Source organism: Nocardioides lijunqiniae (genome assembly GCF_015024225.1).
GTDB classification, from domain to species: domain Bacteria; phylum Actinomycetota; class Actinomycetes; order Propionibacteriales; family Nocardioidaceae; genus Nocardioides; species Nocardioides lijunqiniae.
This window is the reverse complement of sequence record NZ_JACJGM010000006.1, coordinates 90882-113759: the sequence shown is the minus strand read 5'-3', so window position 1 is coordinate 113759 and position 22878 is coordinate 90882. Positions and strand designations below refer to the sequence as shown.

The window sequence follows — 22878 nt, the reverse complement described above, 5'->3', positions numbered from 1 at the left end:
AGGACCTCCAGCGCGTCATGGGCACCCCCTACGCCCCCAGCGACCAGCAGTGGGAGGCCATCTCCGCGCCGCTGAGCCCGGCGGTCGTGATCGCCGGCGCCGGCTCCGGCAAGACCACGTTGATGGCCGCGCGCGTCGTCTACCTCGTCGTCACCGGGCAGGTCCGCCCCGAGGAGGTCCTCGGGCTCACGTTCACGACGAAGGCCGCCAGCGAGCTGCGGCGCAAGGTCCGCGAGGCGCTGGTGGCGGCGGGCGCCCTGGACGCGACGGTCCGCGAGGGCGACGAGGAGCCGATCGAGCCCACGGTCCTCACCTACAACGCCTACGCCGCCAACCTGCTCACCGAGCACGGCCTGCGCATCGGCCACGAGCCCGACACCCGGGTGGTGACCGACGCCGCCCGCTACCAGCTCGGCGCCCGGGTGGTCGACCGGTTCACCGGCGAGGTCCACCACCTCACCGACCACCCGGCCACCGCCATCCAGAACCTCCTCGCCCTCGACGGCGCGATGAGCGAGCACCTGCGCAGCGCCGCGGACGTGACGGCGGTCGACGCTGAGGCGCGCCGCGGCTTCGAGCGGGCGATCGTGGAGGAGCGGACGGGAAGGGACCGCAAGGGCCACCGCGAGGCCTGCGAGAAGGCCATCTCGGCGATCGACCGGCGCGCGGAGCTGCTGCAGCTCGTCGCCGGCTACCGCCGCCTCAAGCGCGACCTCGGGCTGATGGACTTCTCCGACCAGATCGAGCTCGGAGCCCGGCTGGCCGAGGACCAGCCGGAGGTCGGGGCCGCCGAGCGCGCGAAGTTCAAGGTCGTGCTGCTCGACGAGTACCAGGACACCTCGGTTGCCCAGGCCACCATGCTCTCGCGGCTCTTCTCCGGACCCGACACCTCCTCCGGGCTGGGTCACGCCGTCATGGCGGTGGGCGACCCCAACCAGGCGATCTACGGCTGGCGGGGGGCCTCGGTGTCCAACATCCTCGGCTTCGACCAGACCTTCCCGGCGGCCACCGGGACCTGCCCGACGTACCACCTGACGGTGAGCCGCCGCTCCGACGAGCGCATCCTCGAGGTCGCCAACCGGCTCGCGGCGCCCCTCTACGACGCCTACGACCAGGTGCAGCCGCTGCTCGCCAAGCCCGACGCCGAGCGCGGCACGGTGACGACCGCCGTCTTCGAGACCCACGCCGACGAGCTCGACCACCTGGTGGCGGCGGTGCAGCTGGCCCACACGGGCGCCTGGTCCGACATCGGGGTGCTCACCCGCGACAACGCGCACGCCGAGGACGTCTTCGATGCGCTGACCCGCGCCTCCGTGCCGGTCGAGATCGTGGGCCTGTCCGGTCTGCTGCGCCTGCCCGAGGTGGCCGAGGTGGTCGCCACCCTGCACCTGCTGCACGACGTCACCTCCAACGCCGCCATGCTCACGCTGCTCACCGGCCCGCGGTGGGCGATCGGCCCCCGCGACCTGCGCCTGCTGAGCCGGCGCGCCCAGGAGCTGGCGGGGCGCCACCTGAGCCGTGCGGAGTCCCCGTCCATCGGCGAGCAGCTGGTCGAGATCGCCGACGGCATCGACCCCGCCGAGATCCCGGCGCTCGACGACGCGCTGGCCGACCCGGGCGACGCGCCGTACTCCCCGGAGGCGCGGGAGCGCTTCGGCCTCCTCGCCGGCGAGCTGCGCCAGCTGCGAACCCACGTCGGCGAGCCGCTGCTCGACGTCGTCCGCCGCATCATGGAGACCACCGGCGTCGACGTCGAGCTGGCCTCCGCGGTGAGCCCCGCCGCCTCCGCCCGCCGCGACAACCTCGACCTCTTCGTCAAGGCGGTCGCCGACTTCCAGGCCGTCGACGGCGACGTCACCCTGCCCGCGCTCCTCGCCTACCTCACCGCCGAGGACGACCAGGGCAACGGCCTGGACATCGCCACGCCCAGCGAGGCCGACTCGGTCAAGCTGCTGACGGTCCACCGCGCCAAGGGCCTCGAGTGGGACTCGGTGTTCCTGGTCGGGGTCTGCGAGACGCGCTTCCCGTCCAACCGCTCGCGCACCCTGTGGACGTCCTCGCCGTCGGTGCTCCCGGCGCCCCTGCGCGGCGACGCCGCCGACCTGCCGCAGCTGGCGGGCTCCGACAAGGCCGCGCTCGACGCCTACCGCGCGGCGACCCGCGAGCACGACGCCGAGGAGGAGCTGCGCCTCGGCTACGTCGCCTTCACCCGCGCGGCCCACCTGCTCTCGGTCACGTCCTACTGCTGGGGCACCCGGGCGACGCCGTTCGGGCCCTCCGACTACCAGCGGGTGGTGCGCGAGCAGCTCGAGCAGTGGGGCGAGCCGGTCGAGGGCTGGCGCGACAAGCCGGTCAAGGGCGACCCCAACCCCTACGACGCCGTCGACCCGGCCCGCCCCTGGCCGCCCACCGAGCGGGGGGTGGAGGCGCGGCTACGGCTCGACGCCGCGGAGCGGGTGCGGGCGGCCTACCCCGACGCCGACGACGAGGGCCTCGACATGGTCCAGGCCGCGCAGGTGGCCGACTGGGACGCCGAGATCGACCGGCTGCTCGTCGAGGCGCGCCAGGACCGCGCGGCCGACGTGGCCGTCCCGATGCCCTCGAGCCTGTCGGCCACCGCGCTCGCGCGGCTGCGCGACGACGCCGACACGTTCGCCCGCGAGCTCGCGCGGCCGATGCCGCGCCAGCCGTCGCCGGCGGCCCGCTTCGGCACCCGCTTCCACGCCTGGGTCGAGGCGCGGTTCGGCCAGCAGTCGCTGCTCGACCCCGACGAGCTCTCGGGGCGCGGCGACGCCGACGTCGCCGACGACGCCGAGCTGCAGGAGCTCGTGGAGCTCTTCGAGAAGGGCAGCTTCGCCGACCGGGTGCCCCACGTCGTGGAGCCGGCGTTCGCGCTGGTCCTGGACGGCCAGGTCGTGCGGGGCCGCATCGACGCCGTCTACGACGAGCCGGACGGCGGCTACCTCGTCGTCGACTGGAAGACCGGCCGCTCCCACGACGCCGACCCGCTCCAGCTCGCCGTCTACCGCCTGGCCTGGGCCGAGCTGCACGGCGTGGCGCCCGAGCGGGTCCGGGCGGGCTTCTACTACGTCCGCAGCGACCGGTTGGTCGAGCCGCCCGACCTGCCGGGACGCGACGCGCTCGAGCAGCTGCTCAGGCGCTAGCCCGAGCGGTGTCCAGCCAGCGGGCGACGCCGCGCGCGGCGGCCCGTCCGGCGCGGTTGGCCCCGATCGTGCTGGCCGACGGGCCGTAGCCCACCAGCTGCACCCGGGGGTCGGCGACGGCGGTGGTGCCGTCGAGCTGGATGCCGCCCTGCGGGCTGCGCAGCCGCAGCGGTCCCAGGTGCGTCACCGCCGGGCGGAACCCGGTCGCCCACAGGATGACGTCGGCGCGCTCGAAGGACCCGTCCGGGAAGCGGACGCCTCCCGGCTCGACCGACGAGAACATCGGGCGCCGTGCGTAGGCCCCGCGCGCCTCGGCGGCGCGCTCCTGCTCGCGCAGGGCCAGCCCGGTCACGCTCACGACGCTGGCCGGCGGCAGACCGCGGCGCACCCGCTCCTCGACCAGCGCGACCGCGGCGCGTCCGGCGTCGGGGGTGAAGTCGTCGGTGCGCCACACCGGGGGACGGCGCGTCACCCACACGGTGTCGGTCACCAGCGCCACCTCCCCGAGCAGCTGGACGGCCGACGCGCCGCCGCCCACGACGACGGTGCGCCGGCCGCGGAAGTGCTCGGGGCCGGGATAGTCCGCGGTGTGCAGCTGCTCGCCGGCGAAGGTCGCCATGCCGGGGTAGCGCGGCACGAAGGGATGGCTCCACGTCCCGGTCGCGTTGACCAGCGTCCGGCTGGTCCAGGTGCGCTCGCCCGCGCGCGTGACCAGCAGTCCCTCCTCGTCGGTGACCCGCTCCACGCGCACCGGACGCTCCACGGGGATGGCGTGCTCGCGCTCGTAGCCCGCGAAGTACGCCGGCAGCGCCTCGCTGGCGCGCCGCTCGGACAGGGCCGGGGCCTGCGAGTCGGGCAGCGCCGCGATGCCGTGGACGTCGTGCATGGTGAGGGAGTCCCAGCGGTGCTGCCAGGCTCCGCCGGGCCCCTGGTCGGCGTCGAGGACCAGGTAGGAGAGCCCCCGACGGCCGAGGTGGTAGGCCGAGGACAGCCCGGCCTGGCCGGCGCCGATCACGACCGCGTCGAGGATGTCCATGTCGGTGCAACGCCGGGAGGGCGCGGGATATTGCTCGCTACTGCGCGCCGAGCCCCGCGGCGAGGGCGACCTCGACCATGTCGCCGAACGTCTCCTCGCGCTCCTGCGCGGTCGTCTCCTCGCCGGTGACGATGTGGTCGGAGACCGTGCAGATCGCCAGCGCCCGGCGGCCGTGCTTCGCGGCCAGCGTGTAGAGGGCGGCGGCCTCCATCTCGACGGCCAGCACGCCGTAGCCGACCATTCGCGCGGCCAGCTCGGGTCGCGCGGCGTAGAACGAGTCGCTGCTGAAGATCAGCCCGACGTGCACGGCCGCCTCGGTGTCCAGCGCCTCGGCCGCGGCGGCCGCGTCGCGCAGCAGCCCGAAGTCGGCGACGGGGGCGTAGTCGATGCCCTCGAAGGCGATCCGGTTCATGGAGGAGTCGGTGCAGGCCCCCGACGCGATCACCAGGTCGCGCACCGCCAGCCGCTCGGTCAGCGCGCCGCAGGAGCCGACCCGCACGACCGACCGGACGTCGTACTCGGTGAACAGCTCGTTGACGTAGATCGCGAGCGACGGCTGCCCCATCCCGGAGCCCTGCACGGACACCCGCTGGCCCTTCCAGGTGCCGGTGTAGCCGTACATCCCGCGCACCTCGGTGTAGCACCGCGCGTCCTCGAGGAACGTCTCCGCGATCCACCGGGCCCGGAGCGGGTCGCCGGGCATCAGGACGAGAGGGGCGATGTCGCCGGGCTGGGCGCCGATGTGGGTGCTCATGGGCATGGACCCTAGGACTAACTTCGACACCGTGACATATCCGCACCTCCGCCTCGCCGAGCCCGCCCACGACCGCGTGGGCGTCCACCGCAAGGACGACGCCTGGCTCGACGCCCGCTGGGCCGAGCCGTCCAGCCGGGTGCTGGTGGTCTCGGGCACCCGCGTCCGCCCCCGCGACGGTGCGCTGGAGTGGGTGACGCCCGCCGAGGCGCCCGTCGGCACCCGGGTGTTGCTCGGCGAGCGCGACGGCACGACCTGGTGGGCGGTGATCGCCGACGGCGCACTCGCGGCCGAGGAGAAGGACGCCTGGCTGCCGCTCCGCGGGCTGCTCCCGGCCCTCGCCGGGACGGACACCGACGAGGCGCCGCTGGTCTTCCACGCCCTCGGCCTCGCCGAGTGGCACTGGTCCACGCGCTTCTGCCCCCGCTGCGGCGGCACGCTCGAGCCGCAGGCGGCGGGGCACGAGCTGCGGTGCACCCAGTGCGGTCGCGCGCAGTTCCCCCGCACGGACCCGGCGGTCATCATGCTGGTGACGTACGGCGAGCCGGGCGCCGACGACGAGCGCTGCCTGCTCGGTCGGCAGGCGGTGTGGCCCGAGGGCCGCTTCTCGACGCTGGCCGGCTTCTGCGAGCCGGGCGAGACCCTCGAGGACGCCGTACGGCGCGAGGTCGCGGAGGAGGTCGGCGTGCCGGTCGGGCAGGTCGACTACTTCGGCAACCAGCCGTGGCCGCTGCCGGCCAGCCTGATGCTCGGCATGGTCGGGCGCGCGCTGTCCACCGACATCGTCGTGGACGCCGACGAGATCGAGGACGCCCGGTGGCTGACGCGCGCCGAGATGCGGGAGCAGGCCGAGGCCGGCACGCTCGTGCTCCCGGGCGGCGTCTCGATCAGCCGCTCGCTGGTCGAGCACTGGTACGGCCGTCCGCTCCCCGGCGCCTGGTGACCGGGACGGTCACGAGGACGGGGACGGCCGTCGTCGTCACGCCAGGGAGGCGATCTTCTCCTTGACCTGGGCCAGGGAGGGGTTGGTCTGGGCGGTGCCGTCGGCGAAGACCAGCGTGGGGACCGTCTGGTTGCCGTTGTTGGCGGACTCGACGATCTGGGCGGCCTCGGGCTGCTGCTCGATGTCGACCACGTCGTAGGTGATGCCCTCACGGTCCAGCTGGCTCTTCAGCCGGTGGCAGTAGCCGCACCAGGGGGTCGTGTACATCGTGAAGCTGCTCATCTGGGACTGTCGCCTCCGCCATCTAGGGTCGTCGTTAGCACCCGATACAACCATCTCGACCCAGGAGTTGTTCCTTGGCCCACGACCTGCTCGCCGCGCTCGACCCCGAGCAGCGGCGCGTGGCGGAGGCGCTGCGCGGACCGGTCCGCGTGCTGGCCGGCGCCGGGACCGGCAAGACCCGCGCGATCACGCACCGCATCGCCCACGGCGTGGCGACGGGCGTCTACGCGCCCTCCGAGGTGCTGGCCGTGACGTTCACGACCAGGGCCGCGGGGGAGATGCGCGGGCGGCTGCGCGGCCTCGGCGCCGGCGGGGTCCAGGCCCGCACGTTCCACTCCGCCGCGCTGCGCCAGCTGCGCTACTTCTGGCCCCACGTGCACGGCACCGAGCTGCCGCAGCTGATCGAGTCCAAGATCGGGCTGCTGGCCACCGCCGCCCGGCGCCAGCGGCTGAGCTCCGACCAGGCCCTCCTGCGCGACCTCGCCTCGGAGATCGAGTGGGCCAAGGTCAGCAACGTCCACCCCGACGACTACCCCCGGCTGGCCGAGGCCCGGGGCCGCTCGGTGGCCGGCCAGGATCCCGAGACCGTGGGCCGGGTCTTCGCCGCCTACGAGGAGGTCAAGCGCGCCCAGGGCCGCATGGACATGGAGGACGTGCTGCTCCTCACCGCCGGGATGCTGCTCGAGGACGAGCGGGTCGCGGCCCAGGTGCGCCGCCAGTACAAGTGGCTGGTCGTCGACGAGTTCCAGGACGTCTCGCCGCTGCAGTCAGCGCTCCTCGACCTGTGGCTCGGGGGGCGTGACGAGATCTGCGTCGTCGGTGACCCCGCGCAGACGATCTACTCCTTCGCGGGCGCCAACGCCGACTACCTCACCGGCTTCGCCGCCAAGTTCCCCGGCGCGACGTCGGTGGAGCTGGTCCGCAACTACCGCTCCACCCCGCAGGTGGTCGAGGCGGCCAACACCCTGCTCGCCGGCACCGGCACGGAGTCCGTCCAGCTCCGCGCGCAGCGACCCGCCGGCCCGGCCGTGACGTTCACGCCCGCGCCCGACGAGGTCGCCGAGGCCCAGCAGATCGCCCGCCGCATCCAGGCCCTGCGCAGCGAGGGCCGGGCGCTCTCGGAGATCGCCGTGCTGTTCCGCATCAACGCCCAGTCGGAGGCCTACGAGGAGGCCTTGTCCGACCTGAAGATCCCCTACGTCATCCGCGGCGCCGCGCGCTTCTTCGACCGGCCCGAGGTGCGCGAGGCCGTCACCCGCATCCGCGGGGCCGCCCGGTCGGGCAGCTCCGAGGTCGACGGGGGAGAGGGCGGCGAGCTGGTCGACGTCGTCAAGGCCACGTTGGCCGGCATGGGGTGGACCGCCGAGGCCCCGTCCGGCCGCGGCCAGACCCGCGACCGGTGGGAGTCCTGGCAGGCGCTGGTCAGCCAGGCCGAGGAGTTCGCCCGGGGCGACGGCGCGACGCTCGGTGCCTTCGTCGACGACCTCGACCGCCGCGCGACCGAGCAGCACGCGCCGGTCGCCGAGGGCGTGACCCTGTCGACGTTCCACGCCGCCAAGGGCCTGGAGTGGGACTCGGTCTTCCTGTGTGGGCTCCAGGACGGCACCCTCCCGATCACCTACGCCGACACCCCCGCCGCGATCGAGGAGGAGCGCCGGCTCCTCTACGTCGGCATGACCCGCGCCCGCGTCGACCTGGCGCTCTCCTGGGCCCAGGCGCGCAACCCCGGGCAGGCCGCGCGTCGCAAGCCGTCGCGCTTCCTCGCCCCCCTCCTGCCGGCCTCCGCGAGCCGCGAGCCCGCCGCGGAGCGTCGCAGCCGCGTGGCCAGCTGTCGCGAGTGCGGCAAGCCCTTGCGCACCGGCGCGGAGAAGAAGCGCGGGCGCTGCACCGACTGCCCGGCGTCCTACGACGAGGCGCTGTTCGACCGGCTGCGCGAGTGGCGCAAGGAGCGCGCCGGCGAGGACGAGGTGCCGGCGTTCGTGATCTTCACCGACGCGACGCTGCAGCTGATCGCCGAGCACAAACCCCAGTCTCCACAGGCTTTGCTGCGCATCAGCGGTGTCGGCGAGGGCAAGTTGGAGCGCTACGGCGAGGAGCTCCTCGACCTGCTGGTCTAGAGGGCTCGGAAGAAAAACAGGAAATACTCATAAAATCGTTTGCTCATTACATCGGGGTGGCGGTAACTTTCCGTCACCAAGCAAATCGCGCACCACGGTCCTGACAAGACCGGCGCCCAAGGAATCGAAGGAGGTGGCCCGCATGATCACCAACACCATCACGATGACGACCCCGACCAACCAGGGGATGGCGTCCGGCTTTGGCATGCCCGCGTGCCGCCACGCTGCCTTCGGCACCCCGGTGACGGGCCGGCGCTCCGTCGATCTCCGAGGTCTGGAGATCGCCCGCGACCGCGTCGTCATCAAGGGAGAGGTGGCTGTCGCCGCCTACGTCCCGGGATCCCACGCCTGGAGTCCGCCCATCTGTTGACACCAACAGACTGGCTCACCTCCAGGCCGCGGACTCCCACCAAGGGATCCGCGGCCTTTGTGTTTCTCAAAGGCCCTGATCCCCCGCCACACCAGCACCACCACCGCGATCAGGTCACCGACAGGAGGTGAGATAGATGACCATCAGCGTTCTCGACCGCACCGCCGGGCCGCAGCGGGACCAGGAGACCACCCTGGGACAGCTGCACGACCAGGCCGGTCACGTCGACGCGGAGCGGCTGCCCTGCCGGGTCAACAACCCTGAGCTGTGGTTCGCCGAGTCCCCGTCCGACGTGGAGTTCGCCAAGGCCCTCTGCCAGGACTGCCCCGTCCAGGCGATGTGCCTCAGCGGAGCCCTCGACCGGCGTGAGCCCTGGGGCGTCTGGGGCGGCGAGCTGTTCCTGCAGGGAGCAGTGATCCCCCGCAAGCGTCCGCGCGGCCGACCCCGCAAGAACGAGGTCGCCGCGTAGCGGCTGCCCCGCCCATCGGAGCACCTTCTCGGAGAGCACCACCCACCACTCATGAACTCGAACCAGAACCGGAGTACCGACATGAACCACCTCATGACCGAAGACCTGGCGCGCGCGCACATGTCCGCGCGCCTGGGAGAGGCGCACCAGCTGCGCATGGGCAGCCGTGTGGCCCGTGCGCGCCGACTCAGCCGCAAGGCTGAGAAGGCTGCGCAGCAGGCGCGCCTCGCCCTCGCTCGCGCTCTGTAGGACCCGGGTGATCGGTCACGATCACCTCCACCCTGATCGCGGGTGAACCCCGGGAGCCGGGTACGACGAACCCTCGTCGTGCCCGGCTCCCTCCCATTTCCCGCCCCGGCCGCTAGCCTCGGGCCATGGTCACGTGCGACTTCTGCGGACGCCAGGAGCCCGACGAGGCCGCCACCCTGACGTGGACGACCTCGGTGGAGAACGGCCGCCACCGCCGCTACTGCGACACCTGCTCCCGCGAGCACCTGCGGGCCATGGAGGGCAAGCTCGACAGCGAGTGGTGGTAGGCCGCTCGCGCGGGCGTCGCAACGCTCCGGCGGTTGAGGTGCGAGGGCCGCCAGGCCCGAGCCTCGAAACCCCGTGCGCCGACCAGCAGGCGTGAGCGACGGCCCCGACGCCTAGACCAGCATCAGACCCGCAGGCAGCTGGTCCCAGGCGCAGCCGCAGTGGGGGTGGCGGAGCCAGGGGCGGGGGATCGGGGTGTCGGTGGGGCCGAGCTCGAGGGTGGTCGACCAGGTGGAGGGCTGGTCGCCCTCGACGTAGCGGAGCAGGTCGCGCACTGCCCACGCGGTGGCGAGGTGGGTCAGGACGGGGTCGGCGGGAGGACCCGGGACCCGGGGCTCGAGCGTGACCTGCTCGATCACCAGGGCCCGCCTCGGGTCGTCCTCGGCCAGGCCGGCGTCGACGCAGCGCAGGCACGCGGTGGTGCCGGGCAGGACGAAGGGGCCCAGGCGCACGGTGCCGAGGCCGGTCGCCAGCACGAGGTGCGGGGTGCCGTCACGGACCAGGTCGTCGAGGGCGGAGCGCGAGAGCTCGCCCTCGGAGGCGACGAGCCACACGTCGGCCTCGGAGCCCGGCTCGCAGACCGCGACGCCCGCCTGGTGCAGCAGCCGGACCGCGACGTCGGCGACGGCCGCGCCCGCCCAGACGCCGACCCGGACGCGCTGGCGGGCCTGGATCCGCGCGGCCGTCGAGGGACCGAACTGCGCCCACGCGGCGCGGGCGGGGTCGTCGTGGCGCAGCCGGTCGAGAGCATCGGCGTCGACCAGCAGCGCGGCGTCGTGCAGGCCCCGCAGCACCAGCCACGCGGAGTCCTCGAGCTCGGGCAGGGGCCGGCCGGCGGTCAGGTCGTCGAGCAGGCGGCGTACGACGGGTCGGTCCGCGACCACCAGCCGGTGTGGGGCGTCGGTGCCGACGCGCAGGTGGGCGTCGTCGTGGCGGGCGACCGTGAGCCCGGGGCGCAGGGCGGGCCGGCGGGGGAGGCCGGGGAGGGGAGGGGCAGCCATGGCCCCAGCCTCGCACCGCGGGGGCGTCGGCCGCCGGGCTCGTCCACAGGCCCGGAAATGCCGGACGGCGGCGCCGTCCCCGAGGGGAGGGCGCCGCCGCGCAGCGTGTGGGGCGTGTCAGCCGTCGATCACGCCTTGCCGAGGATGCGGTTCAGGTTGGTGCTGCAGACGGGGCACACGGCCTTCGCCATGCGGGTGCCCTTGTCGTTCACCCTCACCTCGCCCTCCGCCTCGCGCTTCTCCTTGCACTTCACGCAGTAGAACTCGCCGCTCCAGGTCTCCGCCATGACGGCCTCCTTGCCTAGTCACTCACTTCGGTCGTCGCGACGGGGATGGTGGGGAAGCCCGCCGGAAGGGCGGCAGCGGTGCTGCCGAACCGATTCGACCCTACGGCACCCCCTCGCGCCGGCGCGGCAGGCGCTCCGCGCGCCCGGGACCGGGCCGCGACCGCCTGGGACGGCCTCGGGAGGCCGCTCAGTAGGGTGCGGCCATGGCCGATCTCACCCATCTCCGTCTCGAGCGCCCCTCCCCGGGAGTCGCGCTCCTCGTCCTCGACCAGCCCGAGCGCCGCAACGCGATGTCGGAGGAGATGACCTCCTCCTGGGTCGCCGCCATCGACGAGCTCGCCGCCGACCCGACCGTGCGCGCGGTGGTGGTCACCGGCGAGGGATCGGCCTTCTGCTCCGGCGGGGACACCTCGTGGATCGCCGGGGAGCCCGACGCCACCGTCGACCGGCTGCGCACCCGGATGATCGGCTTCTACCGGGCCTGGCTCTCCATCCGCCGCCTGGAGGTGCCCACGATCGCCGCGATCAACGGCGCCGCCATCGGCGCCGGGCTGTGCGTGGCCCTGGCCTGCGACCTCCGCTACGCCGCCGCGGGCGCCAAGGTGGGGGTCCCGTTCGTCAAGCTGGGGATGCACCCCGGCATGGCCGCCACCCACCTGCTCCCGAACGTCGTCGGCCCGGCCGTCGCCCGCGACCTGCTGCTGACCGGCCGGATCGTCGAGGCCGAGGAGGCGCTGCGCCTCGGCCTGGTGTCCGGCGTGCACGAGCGCGAGACGTTCCTGGAGGACGTGCTGGGCACGGCCGCCCAGGTCGCCGCCACCGCCCCGATCGCGAGCCGGCTCACGAAGCTGGCGCTGGCCGACGGGGGCCACGCGGACGTCGAGTCCTGCCTGCAGTGGGAGGCGCTGGCCCAGCCGGTCACCCTCGCCACGGCCGACCTGCAGGAGGGCATCCGCGCCAGCCGCGAGCGACGGGCGCCGGAGTTCACCGGCCGCTGAGGTAGGGGCGACGGCGGCGCGACTGCGGGTCGGAGGTAGAGGCCCCCGCGCCGCCTCCCGACATTCGCCTTCCCCTTGCGCATGTCGGTCCGCGACCCGGGGGCCTCGTCCGTCCCGAACGCTAGGGACCCGCGGCCCCGCGGTCAACGGGCGTCGATCCCCACCTGTGGACAAGGTTGTGGAGAACTCTGTGGAGAACTGGCTGCCACCGGTGGAAACACGGCGATCTGCCGGGACTGGCCTGTGGAGGACACGCCCGGGACCTGCCCGGACGCGGCCCTGACCTGGGACGATGGTCGTCCACCGGGTGTGGACGAAAAGATCCCGGTGTCTGGCACCGACCGGACGCCGATCCGACAGCCGAGAGAGGCACCTCGATGAGCACCTACGCCGCCGGCCCGGTCGCCGCCCTGCGCCGGATCGCCTTCCTCCTGGAGCGGGCCCGCGAGGACACCTACAAGGTGAAGGCCTTCCGCGGGGCGGCGGCAGCGATCCTGCCGCTGCCCGCCGACGAGGTCGCCCGTCACGTCGAGGAGGGCACGCTCACCGACCTGCCCGGAGTCGGCGCGAGCTCGGCCAAGGTCATCGCGGCCGCGGTGCGCGGCGAGCTGCCCGAGCGTCTCGCCACGGCGGAGGCCGACCTGGCCGGGCCGCTGACCGACGGCGGCGCCGACCTGCGCTCGCTGCTCCGCGGCGACCTGCACTCCCACTCCGACTGGTCCGACGGCGGCTCCCCGATCGAGGAGATGGCGATCACCGCCATCGAGCTGGGCCACGACTACCTCGTGCTCACCGACCACTCGCCCCGGCTCAAGGTCGCCCACGGGCTGAGCGCCGAGCGGCTGACCCGCCAGCTCGCGGTCGTCGAGGCCGTCAACGAGCACCTCGCCGGCAGCGGCTTCACCCTGCTGAAGGGCATCGAGGTCGACATCCTCGACGACGGCGGGCTCGACCAGACCGACGACATGCTGGCCCGCCTCGACGTCCGGGTCGCCAGCGTGCACTCCAAGCTGAAGATGGACGCCTCCGCGATGACGCGCCGCATGATCGGCGCGGTGCGCAACCCCTTCACCAACGTGCTGGGCCACTGCACCGGACGGCTGGTCACCGGCGGGAGGGGCACGCGCCCGCAGTCGCAGTTCGACGCGAAGGCGGTCTTCGAGGCGTGCGCCGAGCACGACGTGGCGGTCGAGATCAACTCCCGGCCGGAGCGTCGCGACCCTCCGACGGCACTGCTGGAGGTGGCTCGCGACAGCGGCTGCCTGTTCTCGATCGACAGTGACGCGCACGCCCCGGGGCAGCTCGACTTCCTCGTCCTGGGCTGTGAGCGCGCCGAGGCGGCCGGCATCGAGGCCGACCGGATCGTCAACACGTGGCCGCGGGAGCGGCTCCTGGAGTGGGCGCGCCAGTAGATTCGGCCCATGACGGAGCCCGAGGGACCTCCGGCGTCCCCGGCGCCCGAGGTGGAGGTACGCCGCAGCGAGCGGCGCCGCCGTACGGTCTCGGCCTACCGCGACGGCCATCGCATCGTGGTGCTCGTGCCGGCGTCGCTCACCTCCGACGAGGAGGCCGAGTGGGTCCGCACGATGGTCGAGCGGATCGAGCGCGCCGAGCGGCGGCGTCAGCTCAGCGACGACGACCTGATGTCGCGGGCCATGCGTCTCAGCGACAGCTACCTCGGCGGGCTCGCGGCTCCCGAGTCGGTGCGCTGGGTGGAGAACCAGCACACCCGGTGGGGCTCCTGCACCCCGGGCGACCGGAGCATCCGGCTGTCCGCGCGGCTGCAGGGCATGCCCAGCTGGGTCATCGACTACGTGCTGGTCCACGAGCTCGCGCACCTGATCGAGCCCGGTCACGACGCCGGCTTCTGGGCCTGGGTCGACCGCTACCCCCAGGCCGACAAGGCCAAGGGCTACCTCGAGGGCTGGTCGGCGGCGGCGCGGCTCGACCCGCCGCCCGGCTCCGACGTCGACTGAGCCCCCGCGGCGCGCGCCACCGCCAGGTCCACCAGCTCCACCAGGTCGCTGCCCGGGTCGGGCAGCGCCGCGACCGGCCACCAGGCCACGTCGAGCGACTCCTCGCTCGCCTCCGGTACGGCGCCGGGTGCGGCCACCGAAAGGAACCGGACGTCGAGGTGGTGGACGTCGCCGTCGGGCCCGCAGAACGGCACCGCGTGCTCGCTGAGCTGCACCGGCACGGGGTCGAGCCGCAGTCGGGTGAGCCCGCCCTCCTCGGTCGCCTCGCGCAGCGCCGCCCCGGCCAGCGTCGGGTCGCCCGGCTCGCAGTGGCCCCCGAGCTGGAACCACCGCCGGGCCTTGGCGTGCAGCGTCAGCAGCACCTGGGTGTGATCGGCGCTCAGCACCAGCGTGCTGGCCGTGAGGTGGTCGGGCCGGCAGTCGCGGGAGAGCCCGTCGGGATGCGCCTCCAGGTGCGCGACGTAGCGCAGCCGCAGCGCCTCCTGGACGGGCGAGGGCGCCGCCCAGCCGCGCAGCGCGGCCAGCGCGTCGGCGTGGAGCGTCACTCGCCGTCGAGCAGCTTGCGCAGCTCGGCGTCGAAGTCGTCCTCGGTCAGCGACTCGGGAGCGCCGGCGTCCTCGCGGAACCCGAGCGGGTCGTCGAGGTCGGCCGACGTCGGCAGCAGGTCGGGGTGCAGCCACACCCCGTCGCGAGCCTCGACGCCCTGACGCTGACGCAGCGAGCCCCACAGCGTGGAGGCGTCGCGCAGTCGGCGCGGTCGCAGCTCCAGCCCGACGAGGGCCGCGAAGGTCTCCTCGGCGGGGCCGCCCGCGGCGCGACGGCGGCGCACGGCCTCCTGCAGGCGCTGGGCCGCGGGCATCCGCTCGGCGGTGGCCTGGTTGACGACCTCGTCGACCCAGCCCTCCACGAGCGCGAGGGCGATCTCGAGCCGCTCGAGCGCGGCGCGCTGGGCCGGGGAGGGCGGCATGTCGAACAGCCCGCCCTCGAGCAGCTGCTGCATGGACTCGGGGTTCTGCGGGTCGACGCCGCTCATCTGCTCCTGGATGCGCTCCTGGAGGCCCTCGACGTTGATCTCGACGCCGCTCGCGACGTCGGTGACCGCGCCGACGAGGTGCTCGCGCAGCCAGGGAGCGTGGGCGAACAGGCGCTGGTGGGCGGCCTCGCGGAGGGCGAGGAAGAGGAGCACGTCGTCCTCGGTGACGTCGAGGCCCTCGGCGAACGCCGTGACGTTGGCGGGGACCAGGGCGGCGCGGCCCGGCGCCGAGAGCGGCAGGCCGATGTCGGAGGCGGTGAGGACCTCGCCGGCGAGGCTGCCCAGGCCGGATCCGACCTGGTTGGCCAGCATCGCGCCCATGGCCTTGCCGAGGATGCCGACGATCGGACCGGCTGCGGCCTGGGCCTCGGGCGGGAGGGCCTTCGCCAGACCGGTGACGGACTGCTCGGCCACCGGGTCGACGAGCACCTTCCAGGAGTCGAGCGTCGAGACGATCCACTCGGCGCGGCTCCAGGCCGCGGTCGAGGTGACGGCCGAGGGGATCTCGGTGACGGCGTCGAGCCAGTGGTCGGCCAGCCGTACGGCGTCGGCGACCGCGTCCTGCTGGCGCTGCGTCGGGCTGGGATCGGGCTGCTGCGCGACGGTCTTGCGGGCGACGTCCTGGGCGACGTCCCAGTTGAGGGCGCCGTCGTAGGGCTGCATCATCGCCTGGATCTGGCCGAGGATCTGGCTGAGGTCGGGCATGCCGGCGCCGCCGGGCCCGCCCAGACCGCCCACGCCGCCGAAGCCACCTGCGCCGCTGAAGAACTGCTCGAACGGCGTGCCCTTGAAGGGGTTCGCGCCGTCGTCGGGGCCCTCGCCGGAGCCGCCTCCGGATCCTGTGCTCATGACCCCACGGTAGCGCCGTCCGGCAAGTCGTATGGTCGTCGTGTGACCCATCCCGCCGTCCGCCTGGTCGATCTCCGTGACACGCCGCTGAGCGTCGAGGAGGTGACCGGGGTGCTCGACGACCCGACCGACGGGGGAGTGACGGTGTTCATTGGCCGGGTCCGCGACCACGACGGCGGCAAGGGCGTCTCCGGCCTCGACTACTCCGCCCATCCCACGGCCCTCGAGCGGCTGCGCGAGGTCTGCGACCTCGTGGCGGCACGGCACGAGGTGCACGGCATCGCCGCCGTGCACCGCGTCGGTCACCTCGACATCGGCGACGTCGCCGTGGTCGTCGCGGCGGCCGCGGCCCACCGCGGGCAGGCGTTCGACGCCTCGCGCGACCTCATCGACACGCTCAAGGACGAGGTCCCGATCTGGAAGCACCAGGTCTTCGGCGACGGCACGGACGAGTGGGTCGGGGCGCCCTAGGCCCTCTCACACCCCTTCGTCTGCGGTCCACGCGGCGAGCGTGTCGGGACCGGTCGCGGCCGTCCGCGCGCCGTACGCTCGAACGCGTGGAGATCCTGCTGTGGCTCGTGCCGCCCGCCGTCGTCACCGTGGTGGCGATGCTGTGGGTGAGCTGGCTCGGCCGCGAGGGCCGGGGTGAGGTGGACCGCGAGGTCGCCGTGCGCCGCCTCGGCGAGGCGCTCGACCGGCCCGCACGCACGCAGAGGTACGCCGCACCCGCCCCGGAGCGCGACCGCAGCACCGGCGTCGCCGTCCGTCCGTCGCGTGCGACGCCCCCGGCCACGCCCGTGCGTCCCGTCGTCGAGCCCCCGGAGCGCCGCGTCTCCTGAGCCCGATCCGGCGCTGCCGAGCCTTGGCCGGGGTGAGAGGGTGGCGCCATGAGTCAGCGCCTGTTGGCCGCGATGATCGCGGGACCACTGGTGCTCGTGCTGCTCGCTTCCGCGGCGTTCCTGCCGCTGGACTACGTCACCTACAAGCCCGGCTACACCGTCGACGTGCTCGCCGAGGCCGACGGCGCGGAGATCATCCAGGTCGACGGCCACCAGTCCTACCGCGACGACGGGGAGCTGCGGATGACCACGGTGCTCGTCTCCCTGCCCAAGGACGACGAGGGCAACTGCGGGAGCGGGTGCCGCAAGAACCTCTACGACCTGATGGCCGCGTGGGTCGACCACGACGACGCCGTCTACCCCTATGACGCGATCTACGACGAGGACGAGACCCAGGAGTCCAACGACCGCGACGGGGCCGTGGCGATGGTGACCTCCCAGGACGCCGCGATCGCCGTCGCCATGCGCGAGCTCGGCCTGAAGTTCACCGCCGCCGTCGACGTCAGCTTCGTGGAGGAGGGCATGCCCGCCGAGGGCAAGCTGCTTCCGCGCGACATCCTGCTCGAGGTCGACGGCGAGAAGATCACCAAGGCCCAGCAGATCTACGACGCCGTGCAGTCCACGCCGTCGGGCGAGAGCCTCGACCTCAAGATCCGTCGCGACCGCACCGTGCTCGACGTGACGCTGAAGCCACGCACCGTCGACGGCCAGAAGCTGATCGGGATCACCCCGGGCAACGGCTACGACTTCCCGTTCGACGTGCGGGTCAACATCGACCCCGACATCGGCGGCCCGAGCGCCGGGCTGATGTTCTCGCTGGCGATCTACGACACCCTCACGCCGGGCTCCCTCACGGGTGGCAGGACGGTGGCCGGGACCGGCGAGATCGCCCCCGACGGCACGGTGGGCGCGATCGGCGGCATCCCGCAGAAGATCGCGGGCGCCCGCGAGGACGGCGCGCAGCTCTTCCTGGTGCCGCCCGACAACTGCCGGGAGGCGCTCGGGGCCGACCCCGGCGACATGCGCCTGGTGCGGGCCACGACCATGCACGAGGCGCTGGGCGCCATCCAGGACTGGGTCGCCGACCCGGACGCCGACCTTCCCTCCTGCGAGGACGCCGCATGACGCTGACCGACCCACTGGACGCCGACCCGGCGCTGGCCTCCGCGATCCTCGAGATCGAGAGCCACCTCGCCCAGGGCGGCTGGGACCAGCCCGCGCGGCTCTACGCCCTGGTCGACACCGCGCGCCTGGTCGACCACGAGCCGGCCCTCGCCGCGGCGATGGGCCTGGACAACTCCTCCGAGCAGGGGTCCCTGACCGCGATCGAGCAGGACCAGCTCAGCCCCGAGGTCGAGCTCGAGCGGGCGCTGGAGTCGATCAGCTGGCCGCCCGAGGTCCTGGGCTGCGCGGCGGTCGTGGAGCGCCTGGTGCTGCCGCCGGACGCCGACGAGCAGATCCCCGACGACGAGACCGAGGCGCAGCGCTACGCCCGCGAGCACCCGGACCGGCAGGAGGTGCGCATCGTCGCCGGCGCCACCCGCCACGGCTCGACGTACTGCGCGCTGCGCCTGCGCGCCCACGACGACGACCAGTCCGTGGTCGGAGGCATCGACCTGGTGCCCGGCCTGCTGGCGCTGCTCGGCGCCACCCTTGACGACGATCCCGCCGACGAGCTGGCCGCCGAGCCCGCCGACGAACCCGCAGAACCCGAGGAGAACCCGTGAGTGAGCTGTTCGACGACGACCCCCGAGACCCCGCACCGCCCCCGGCCTCGCGCCGCTCGCGGGCGCTGGTCATCACGGGTGTCGTGCTCATCGTCTGCTTCTTCGGGCTGACGACGTTCGCGGCGATCTACACCGACCGGCTCTGGTACCGCTCGGCCGGCTACGGCAGCGTCTTCACCACCCTGTTCTGGACCCGGGCCGGCCTCTTCGTCGCGTTCGGCGCGTTCATGGGCATCGTGGTCGCGGTCAACGTCGTGCTGGCGTTCCGCTTCCGGCCGCTGTTCCGTCCGTCGTCGCCCGAGCAGGGCGGCCTCGACCGCTACCGCGACGCGGTCACCCCGATCCGCACCTGGATCGTCGTGGGCGTCGCGCTGCTGCTCGGTCTGTTCGCCGGCACCTCCGGAGCGGGGGAGTGGCGCAACTTCATGCTGTGGCGCAACTCCCAGGACTTCGGCAGCAAGGACGCCTACTTCGACCGCGACATCGGCTTCTACGTCTTCGACCTGCCGTTCCTGCACTACCTGGTCGACTTCACGATGGCGACGATCGTGATCGCGCTGCTCGCGGCGGCGGTCACCCACTACCTCTACGGCGGCGTGCGGCTGCAGGCCAGCCGGGACCGCCTCTCCGGCGCGGCCCAGGTCCAGCTCTCGGTGCTGCTCGGGCTCTTCGTGCTGGTCAAGGCCGGCGACTACTACCTCGACCGCTTCGACCTGGTCAACCAGTCCGGTCGTCTGATCACCGGCATGACCTACGCCGACGAGAACGCGATCCTGCCGGCCAAGACCATCCTCATGGGCATCGCCGTGATCTGCGCGATCCTCTTCTTCCTCAACGTCTGGCGCCGCACCTGGACGTTGCCCTCGGTCGGTCTCGCGCTGCTCGCCCTCTCGGCGGTGCTGCTCGGCATGATCTGGCCCGGCATCGTCCAGCAGTTCCAGGTCAAGCCCTCCGAGGCCGACAAGGAGGCGAAGTACATCGCCGCCAACATCGAGGCCACGCGGGCGGCGTACGACCTGACCGACGTGGAGAGCGAGCCCTACACCAGCAACGCCGCGGCCGACCCGAAGCAGGGCGGTCCGCTGGGCCAGCAGACCTCCTCGGTGCCGCTCGTCGACCCCAAGCTGGTGCGCGCGACCTTCCAGCAGAACCAGCAGGGGCGCAACTACTACTCCGTGGCCGACGTCCTCGACGTGGACCGCTACGAGATGAACGGCAGCGAGCGCGCGCTGGTGCTCGGGGTGCGCGAGCTCAACCAGGACGGCATCAACCCCAGCGACCAGAACTGGTCCAACCTGCACACCGTCTACACCCACGGCAACGGCGTCATCGCGGCGTACGCCAACCAGCGCGGCGCCGACGACAACAGCCCGGGCACCGACATCCAGTGGGCCGAGGGCAACCAGGGCGCCGACCAGGACGCGCTGACGCAGGCGACCGGCGGCTACGAGAGCCGGATCTACTTCGGTGAGGACAGCCCCGACTACTCCGTGGTCGGCAAGGCGAAGGCGGACTCCGGCGACGTCGAGCTGACCCTCGCCGGACCCAACGAGGACGAGGACGACACCACCACCTACGACGGCCAGGGCGGCGTCGACATCGGCTCGACGTTCAACCAGCTGATGTACGCGGTCAAGTTCGGCGAGCCCAACTTCCTGCTGTCGGGCCGCGTGCACGGCAACAGCCAGGTGCTCTACAACCGCACCCCGCGCGAGCGGGTCGAGAAGGTCGCGCCGTGGCTGACCGTCGACGAGGACGCCTACCCGGCGATCGTCGACGGCAAGGTCGTGTGGATCCTCGACGGCTACACGACGACCGACCGCTACGCCAGCGCCGAGCGCGAGTCCTTCGAGGAGATGACCGACGACTCCCTGCAGGAGGACACCGGCCTCGCGACGCTGCCGACCGACGAGATCAACTACATGCGCAACGCGGTCAAGGCCACGGTCGACGCCTACGACGGCACCGTCACGCTCTACGAGTGGGACGAGGAGGACCCGATCCTCAAGGCCTGGATGAGCGCCTTCCCCGACACCGTGATGGAGAAGTCGCAGATCTCCGACGAGCTGCTCGAGCACCTGCGCTACCCCGAGGACCTGTTCAAGGTGCAGCGCTACCAGTACGCCCGCTACCACATCACCGACGCGGACGACTGGTACCAGGGCAACGACCGCTGGGAGGTCCCGGAGGACCCCGACAGCACCCGCAACCTGCAGCCGCCGTACCGCCTGTTCGTGGACGAGACGCCGGCCGACGCCGCCGACGCGGCAGCCCAGGAGACGTGGTCGCTGACGTCGACCTTCGTGCCGTACCGCAAGGAGAACCTCGCGTCGTTCGTGTCGGTCAACTCCGATGCGACGTCGGAGGACTACGGCAAGATCACGGTGCGCGAGCTGACAGACCAGAACACCCAGGGTCCGGGGCTGATCGCCAACGAGTTCAGCAACGACGAGAACGTCCGTGACGCGCTGCTGCCCTACACCTCGGGCGACTCGCCGCCACGCTTCGGCAACCTGCTCACGCTGCCGGTCGACCAGGGGCTCATCTACGTCCAGCCGGTCTACGCCGTGCGGTCGTCCACCTCGGGCTACCCGATCCTGCGGTTCGTCCTGGTCTCCTACGGCGGCGAGGTGGGCGTCGGCACGACGATGACGCGCGCCCTGGCCGACGCGCTGGGGGCCTCGGAGTCCGACGTCGCCCCGGGAGACGGCGGTGAGACGCCTCCGGACACGGAGGAGCCACCCGCGCCGACCGGCTCCGTCGAGGAGCAGATCCGGGACCTCCTCACCGAGGCGCAGGAGGCCTTCGACGCCGCCGACGCCGCGCTCAGGGCAGGCGACCTCGGCACCTACGAGGAGGAGACGACCAAGGCGCAGGAGGCCGTCAACCAGGCGGTCGAGCTCGCCGACGAGCGCGACGGGGGCGCCGCCGGCGACGACGCGACCGCCGAGGAGACGCCCGCGGAGTGACCCGATTTGGACCGCCCCACCCCGTCCGGTAACGTTCTGTTCAGCGACGCGGGGTGGAGCAGTTCGGTAGCTCGCTGGGCTCATAACCCAGAGGTCGCAGGTTCAAATCCTGCCCCCGCTACCACGCCGAGAGGCCCTCACAGTCTGACTGTGAGGGCCTCTCGCATGTGCGCCACCATCGAGCTTCGAGTGCCTGGCAGTACAGTCGTCCCGGTCACGAAACGCTACGAGTAGCGACCCGCTTCACGGAGGTCGAATGTCCGGCACCCTCGAACCGTCCAGCACCCGTGCCAAGGCCGGGCGACCCCGGCAGGCAGATCTCGATGAGCGGTTGGAGGCGGCCGTCCTCACGCTGCTGCACGAGGCCGGACCGGGTGCGGTGACCGTCGAGCGCGTGGCGGAGAGGTCAGGCGTCGCCAAGACGTCGATCTACCGTCGTCATGCCAACCGCGACGCGTTGTTGACCGCGGCCCTGACGAACGCGATCGGCGTTCCCCAGGTGCCGCGCGAGGGCACGGTGCAGGACAAGATCCGGTTCGCGCTGGGGCAGGCGTGGCGTCAGATGGGCGACGTCCTGGGGCCGGGAGGCCTCGCCGCGATCGTCGGGAACTCCGATCCTGCGTTCACCGAGCTCTTCCGTGCCGCGCTACGGCCCTACGACGAGGCGCTCGTCCAGCGGATCGACGACGACTCGCATGCCGGACGGCTTCGGCCCGGCCTCGACGCGGACGGCATCGTCAGCCTGATGCTCGGCGCCTACCTGGGCGCGCTCGTGCGTCACGGTGAGGTGGCGCCCGACCGGCTGGATCGCAGCATGGAGCTGCTCTGGACGATCATGGCGGACCGGGGCTGAGGGACGCACGCTCGACCGGGTGACACCTACCAGTTCGCCGGGGGGTCACTGGCCGGGAACGATCCGCGCCCCCAGATCTCGGGAAGGTCCAGCCCTGTCGGGTCGTCCGCATCGACCGCGCCGGGAGCGGGACGTGGTGGGGCGATGAGCTCCGCGGTCGGGAGTCTCGTAGGCGTGGGTGACGGGGTCATCGACTTCTTCACCTCGTGACCTGCGCTGGTCGGCGGGGCGGTCACGATGAGGTGGAGGACGCTCGCAAGGAGGAGGCCGGTTCCGGTCGCGGTGAGGGCGACGAGTGCGGCTAGAGCCAGGAAGTCGTTCACCGTGGTACCTCCGTCGGTCGGTCGGTGGGGCGGGGCGGCGGGATCGGGTGCCGTCTAGATACGAAACGAGGCGCGTAGCGTAGATATTCCCAGAAGCGGAATATAAACGCTACGCGAATCGTTGCGTATGTAAACGGAAGGAGATCCCCCATGACACTCGCCCATCTGATCTGGTTCATCGCCACCGCGGTCATGACCACCACGGTGCTGACCGTGGGCACCCTGGCCGCTGCCGACCTGCTCCCTCAGCGTCGGCGCGCACGACACCCGGCCACCGAGCCGCGTGAGCGTAGAGATGAGGACTCGTGAGCATCACCGTCCAACTCGTCGTGCTCATCGCTGCGGCAGCAGGGG

Annotated in this window: 24 protein-coding genes and 1 tRNA gene; 18 read left to right on the top strand and 7 right to left on the bottom strand. The window is 72.7% G+C overall.

The genetic code is table 11. The features are described 5' to 3' along the window. Nucleotides 1-17: 17 nt before the first annotated feature. Nucleotides 18-3164 (top strand): ATP-dependent helicase, encoded by a 3147-nt coding sequence (locus tag IRQ30_RS05295; RefSeq protein ID WP_193612026.1) that lies wholly within the window; start codon nt 18-20, stop codon nt 3162-3164. Here the strand turns inward: IRQ30_RS05295 and IRQ30_RS05290 are convergent. Continuing rightward, the gene (locus IRQ30_RS05290) at nt 3154-4200 is read right to left on the bottom strand and encodes an FAD-dependent oxidoreductase (RefSeq protein WP_193611952.1); all 1047 of its coding nucleotides are present in this window, start codon (nt 4198-4200) and stop codon (nt 3154-3156) included. The genes IRQ30_RS05295 and IRQ30_RS05290 overlap by 11 nt on opposite strands. 37 nt (nt 4201-4237) lie before the next feature. Continuing rightward, entirely contained in the window at nt 4238-4954 is a 717-nt protein-coding gene (gene deoD / locus IRQ30_RS05285) for a purine-nucleoside phosphorylase (RefSeq protein WP_193611951.1), read from the bottom strand. Nucleotides 4955-4985: 31 nt separating this feature from the next. On the opposite strand from deoD, the gene nudC reads away from it, so the two are divergent. Continuing rightward, the gene (nudC, locus tag IRQ30_RS05280; RefSeq protein WP_193611950.1) at nt 4986-5897 is read left to right on the top strand and encodes an NAD(+) diphosphatase; all 912 of its coding nucleotides are present in this window, start codon (nt 4986-4988) and stop codon (nt 5895-5897) included. A gap of 36 nt (nt 5898-5933) precedes the next feature. Here the strand turns inward: nudC and IRQ30_RS05275 are convergent, their stop codons facing one another. Further along, nucleotides 5934-6179, bottom strand: coding sequence for a mycoredoxin (locus IRQ30_RS05275; protein ID WP_193607389.1), 246 nt, complete (start codon nt 6177-6179; stop codon nt 5934-5936). A gap of 74 nt (nt 6180-6253) precedes the next feature. Between IRQ30_RS05275 and IRQ30_RS05270 the strand changes: the two genes are divergently transcribed. From IRQ30_RS05270 to IRQ30_RS05250, 5 genes are all read left to right on the top strand, one after another. Next, the gene (locus IRQ30_RS05270; protein WP_193611949.1) at nt 6254-8296 is read left to right on the top strand and encodes an ATP-dependent DNA helicase UvrD2; all 2043 of its coding nucleotides are present in this window, start codon (nt 6254-6256) and stop codon (nt 8294-8296) included. Nucleotides 8297-8438: 142 nt separating this feature from the next. Further along, nucleotides 8439-8666 carry a hypothetical protein gene (locus tag IRQ30_RS05265; protein WP_193611948.1) on the top strand — a complete coding sequence of 76 codons (228 nt, stop codon included), beginning with the start codon at nt 8439-8441 and terminating at the stop codon, nt 8664-8666. 136 nt (nt 8667-8802) lie between these two features. Then, nucleotides 8803-9135 (top strand): WhiB family transcriptional regulator, encoded by a 333-nt coding sequence (locus IRQ30_RS05260; protein ID WP_193611947.1) that lies wholly within the window; start codon nt 8803-8805, stop codon nt 9133-9135. A 51-nt stretch (nt 9136-9186) separates the two neighbouring features. Continuing rightward, nucleotides 9187-9384, top strand: a complete 198-nt coding sequence (locus IRQ30_RS05255; RefSeq protein WP_193607393.1) for a hypothetical protein — start codon at nt 9187-9189, stop codon at nt 9382-9384. A gap of 125 nt (nt 9385-9509) precedes the next feature. Beyond that, nucleotides 9510-9671 (top strand): hypothetical protein, encoded by a 162-nt coding sequence (locus IRQ30_RS05250; RefSeq protein WP_193611946.1) that lies wholly within the window; start codon nt 9510-9512, stop codon nt 9669-9671. A 111-nt stretch (nt 9672-9782) separates the two neighbouring features. On the opposite strand, the gene IRQ30_RS05245 is transcribed toward IRQ30_RS05250, so the two are convergent. Both IRQ30_RS05245 and IRQ30_RS05240 read right to left on the bottom strand, forming a co-directional pair. Beyond that, nucleotides 9783-10670 carry a hypothetical protein gene (locus tag IRQ30_RS05245; protein ID WP_193611945.1) on the bottom strand — a complete coding sequence of 296 codons (888 nt, stop codon included), beginning with the start codon at nt 10668-10670 and terminating at the stop codon, nt 9783-9785. Between the two features lie 128 nt (nt 10671-10798). Next, nucleotides 10799-10957 (bottom strand): DUF5679 domain-containing protein, encoded by a 159-nt coding sequence (locus IRQ30_RS05240; RefSeq protein WP_091026547.1) that lies wholly within the window; start codon nt 10955-10957, stop codon nt 10799-10801. Nucleotides 10958-11160: 203 nt separating this feature from the next. Here IRQ30_RS05240 and IRQ30_RS05235 point away from each other — a divergent pair, with 203 nt between their 5' ends. The 3 genes from IRQ30_RS05235 (at nt 11161) to IRQ30_RS05225 (ending at nt 13931) form a co-directional block, all read left to right on the top strand. After that, entirely contained in the window at nt 11161-11955 is a 795-nt protein-coding gene (locus IRQ30_RS05235) for an enoyl-CoA hydratase/isomerase family protein (protein ID WP_193611944.1), read from the top strand. Between the two features lie 377 nt (nt 11956-12332). After that, nucleotides 12333-13367 carry a PHP domain-containing protein gene (locus IRQ30_RS05230; protein WP_193611943.1) on the top strand — a complete coding sequence of 345 codons (1035 nt, stop codon included), beginning with the start codon at nt 12333-12335 and terminating at the stop codon, nt 13365-13367. A 9-nt stretch (nt 13368-13376) separates the two neighbouring features. Then, nucleotides 13377-13931 (top strand): M48 metallopeptidase family protein, encoded by a 555-nt coding sequence (locus IRQ30_RS05225; protein ID WP_193611942.1) that lies wholly within the window; start codon nt 13377-13379, stop codon nt 13929-13931. On the opposite strand, the gene IRQ30_RS05220 is transcribed toward IRQ30_RS05225, so the two are convergent. After that, nucleotides 13868-14476 carry an NUDIX domain-containing protein gene (locus tag IRQ30_RS05220; RefSeq protein WP_193611941.1) on the bottom strand — a complete coding sequence of 203 codons (609 nt, stop codon included), beginning with the start codon at nt 14474-14476 and terminating at the stop codon, nt 13868-13870. The two genes, IRQ30_RS05225 and IRQ30_RS05220, sit on opposite strands and share 64 nt — an antisense overlap. Then, nucleotides 14473-15813 carry a zinc-dependent metalloprotease gene (locus tag IRQ30_RS05215; RefSeq protein WP_193611940.1) on the bottom strand — a complete coding sequence of 447 codons (1341 nt, stop codon included), beginning with the start codon at nt 15811-15813 and terminating at the stop codon, nt 14473-14475. The genes IRQ30_RS05220 and IRQ30_RS05215 overlap by 4 nt, the downstream gene beginning before the upstream one ends. 42 nt (nt 15814-15855) lie before the next feature. Between IRQ30_RS05215 and IRQ30_RS05210 the strand changes: the two genes are divergently transcribed. From IRQ30_RS05210 to IRQ30_RS05175, 8 genes are all read left to right on the top strand, one after another. Next, a complete protein-coding gene (locus IRQ30_RS05210) occupies nt 15856-16284 on the top strand; it encodes a molybdenum cofactor biosynthesis protein MoaE (protein WP_193611939.1) in 429 nt (142 codons plus the stop codon). 86 nt (nt 16285-16370) lie between these two features. Beyond that, nucleotides 16371-16652, top strand: a complete 282-nt coding sequence (locus IRQ30_RS05205) for a hypothetical protein (protein WP_338089574.1) — start codon at nt 16371-16373, stop codon at nt 16650-16652. Nucleotides 16653-16700: 48 nt separating this feature from the next. Next, the gene (locus IRQ30_RS05200) at nt 16701-17777 is read left to right on the top strand and encodes a YlbL family protein (protein WP_193611938.1); all 1077 of its coding nucleotides are present in this window, start codon (nt 16701-16703) and stop codon (nt 17775-17777) included. Continuing rightward, nucleotides 17774-18379: a PPA1309 family protein gene (locus IRQ30_RS05195; protein WP_193611937.1), complete on the top strand. Its 606-nt coding sequence runs from the start codon at nt 17774-17776 to the stop codon at nt 18377-18379. Before IRQ30_RS05200 ends, IRQ30_RS05195 begins: the two co-directional genes overlap by 4 nt. Further along, nucleotides 18376-21348: a UPF0182 family protein gene (locus IRQ30_RS05190; protein WP_193611936.1), complete on the top strand. Its 2973-nt coding sequence runs from the start codon at nt 18376-18378 to the stop codon at nt 21346-21348. The genes IRQ30_RS05195 and IRQ30_RS05190 overlap by 4 nt, the downstream gene beginning before the upstream one ends. Before the next feature lie 47 nt (nt 21349-21395). Continuing rightward, nucleotides 21396-21472: transfer RNA gene (locus tag IRQ30_RS05185), tRNA-Met, on the top strand. 132 nt (nt 21473-21604) lie between these two features. Continuing rightward, complete coding sequence (locus tag IRQ30_RS05180; RefSeq protein WP_193611935.1) at nt 21605-22201, top strand: TetR/AcrR family transcriptional regulator; 597 nt, start codon at nt 21605-21607, stop codon at nt 22199-22201. A 473-nt stretch (nt 22202-22674) separates the two neighbouring features. Continuing rightward, on the top strand, nt 22675-22833 hold the full coding sequence (locus IRQ30_RS05175) for a hypothetical protein (protein WP_193611934.1): 159 nt from the start codon (nt 22675-22677) through the stop codon (nt 22831-22833). Nucleotides 22834-22878 lie beyond the last annotated feature (45 nt).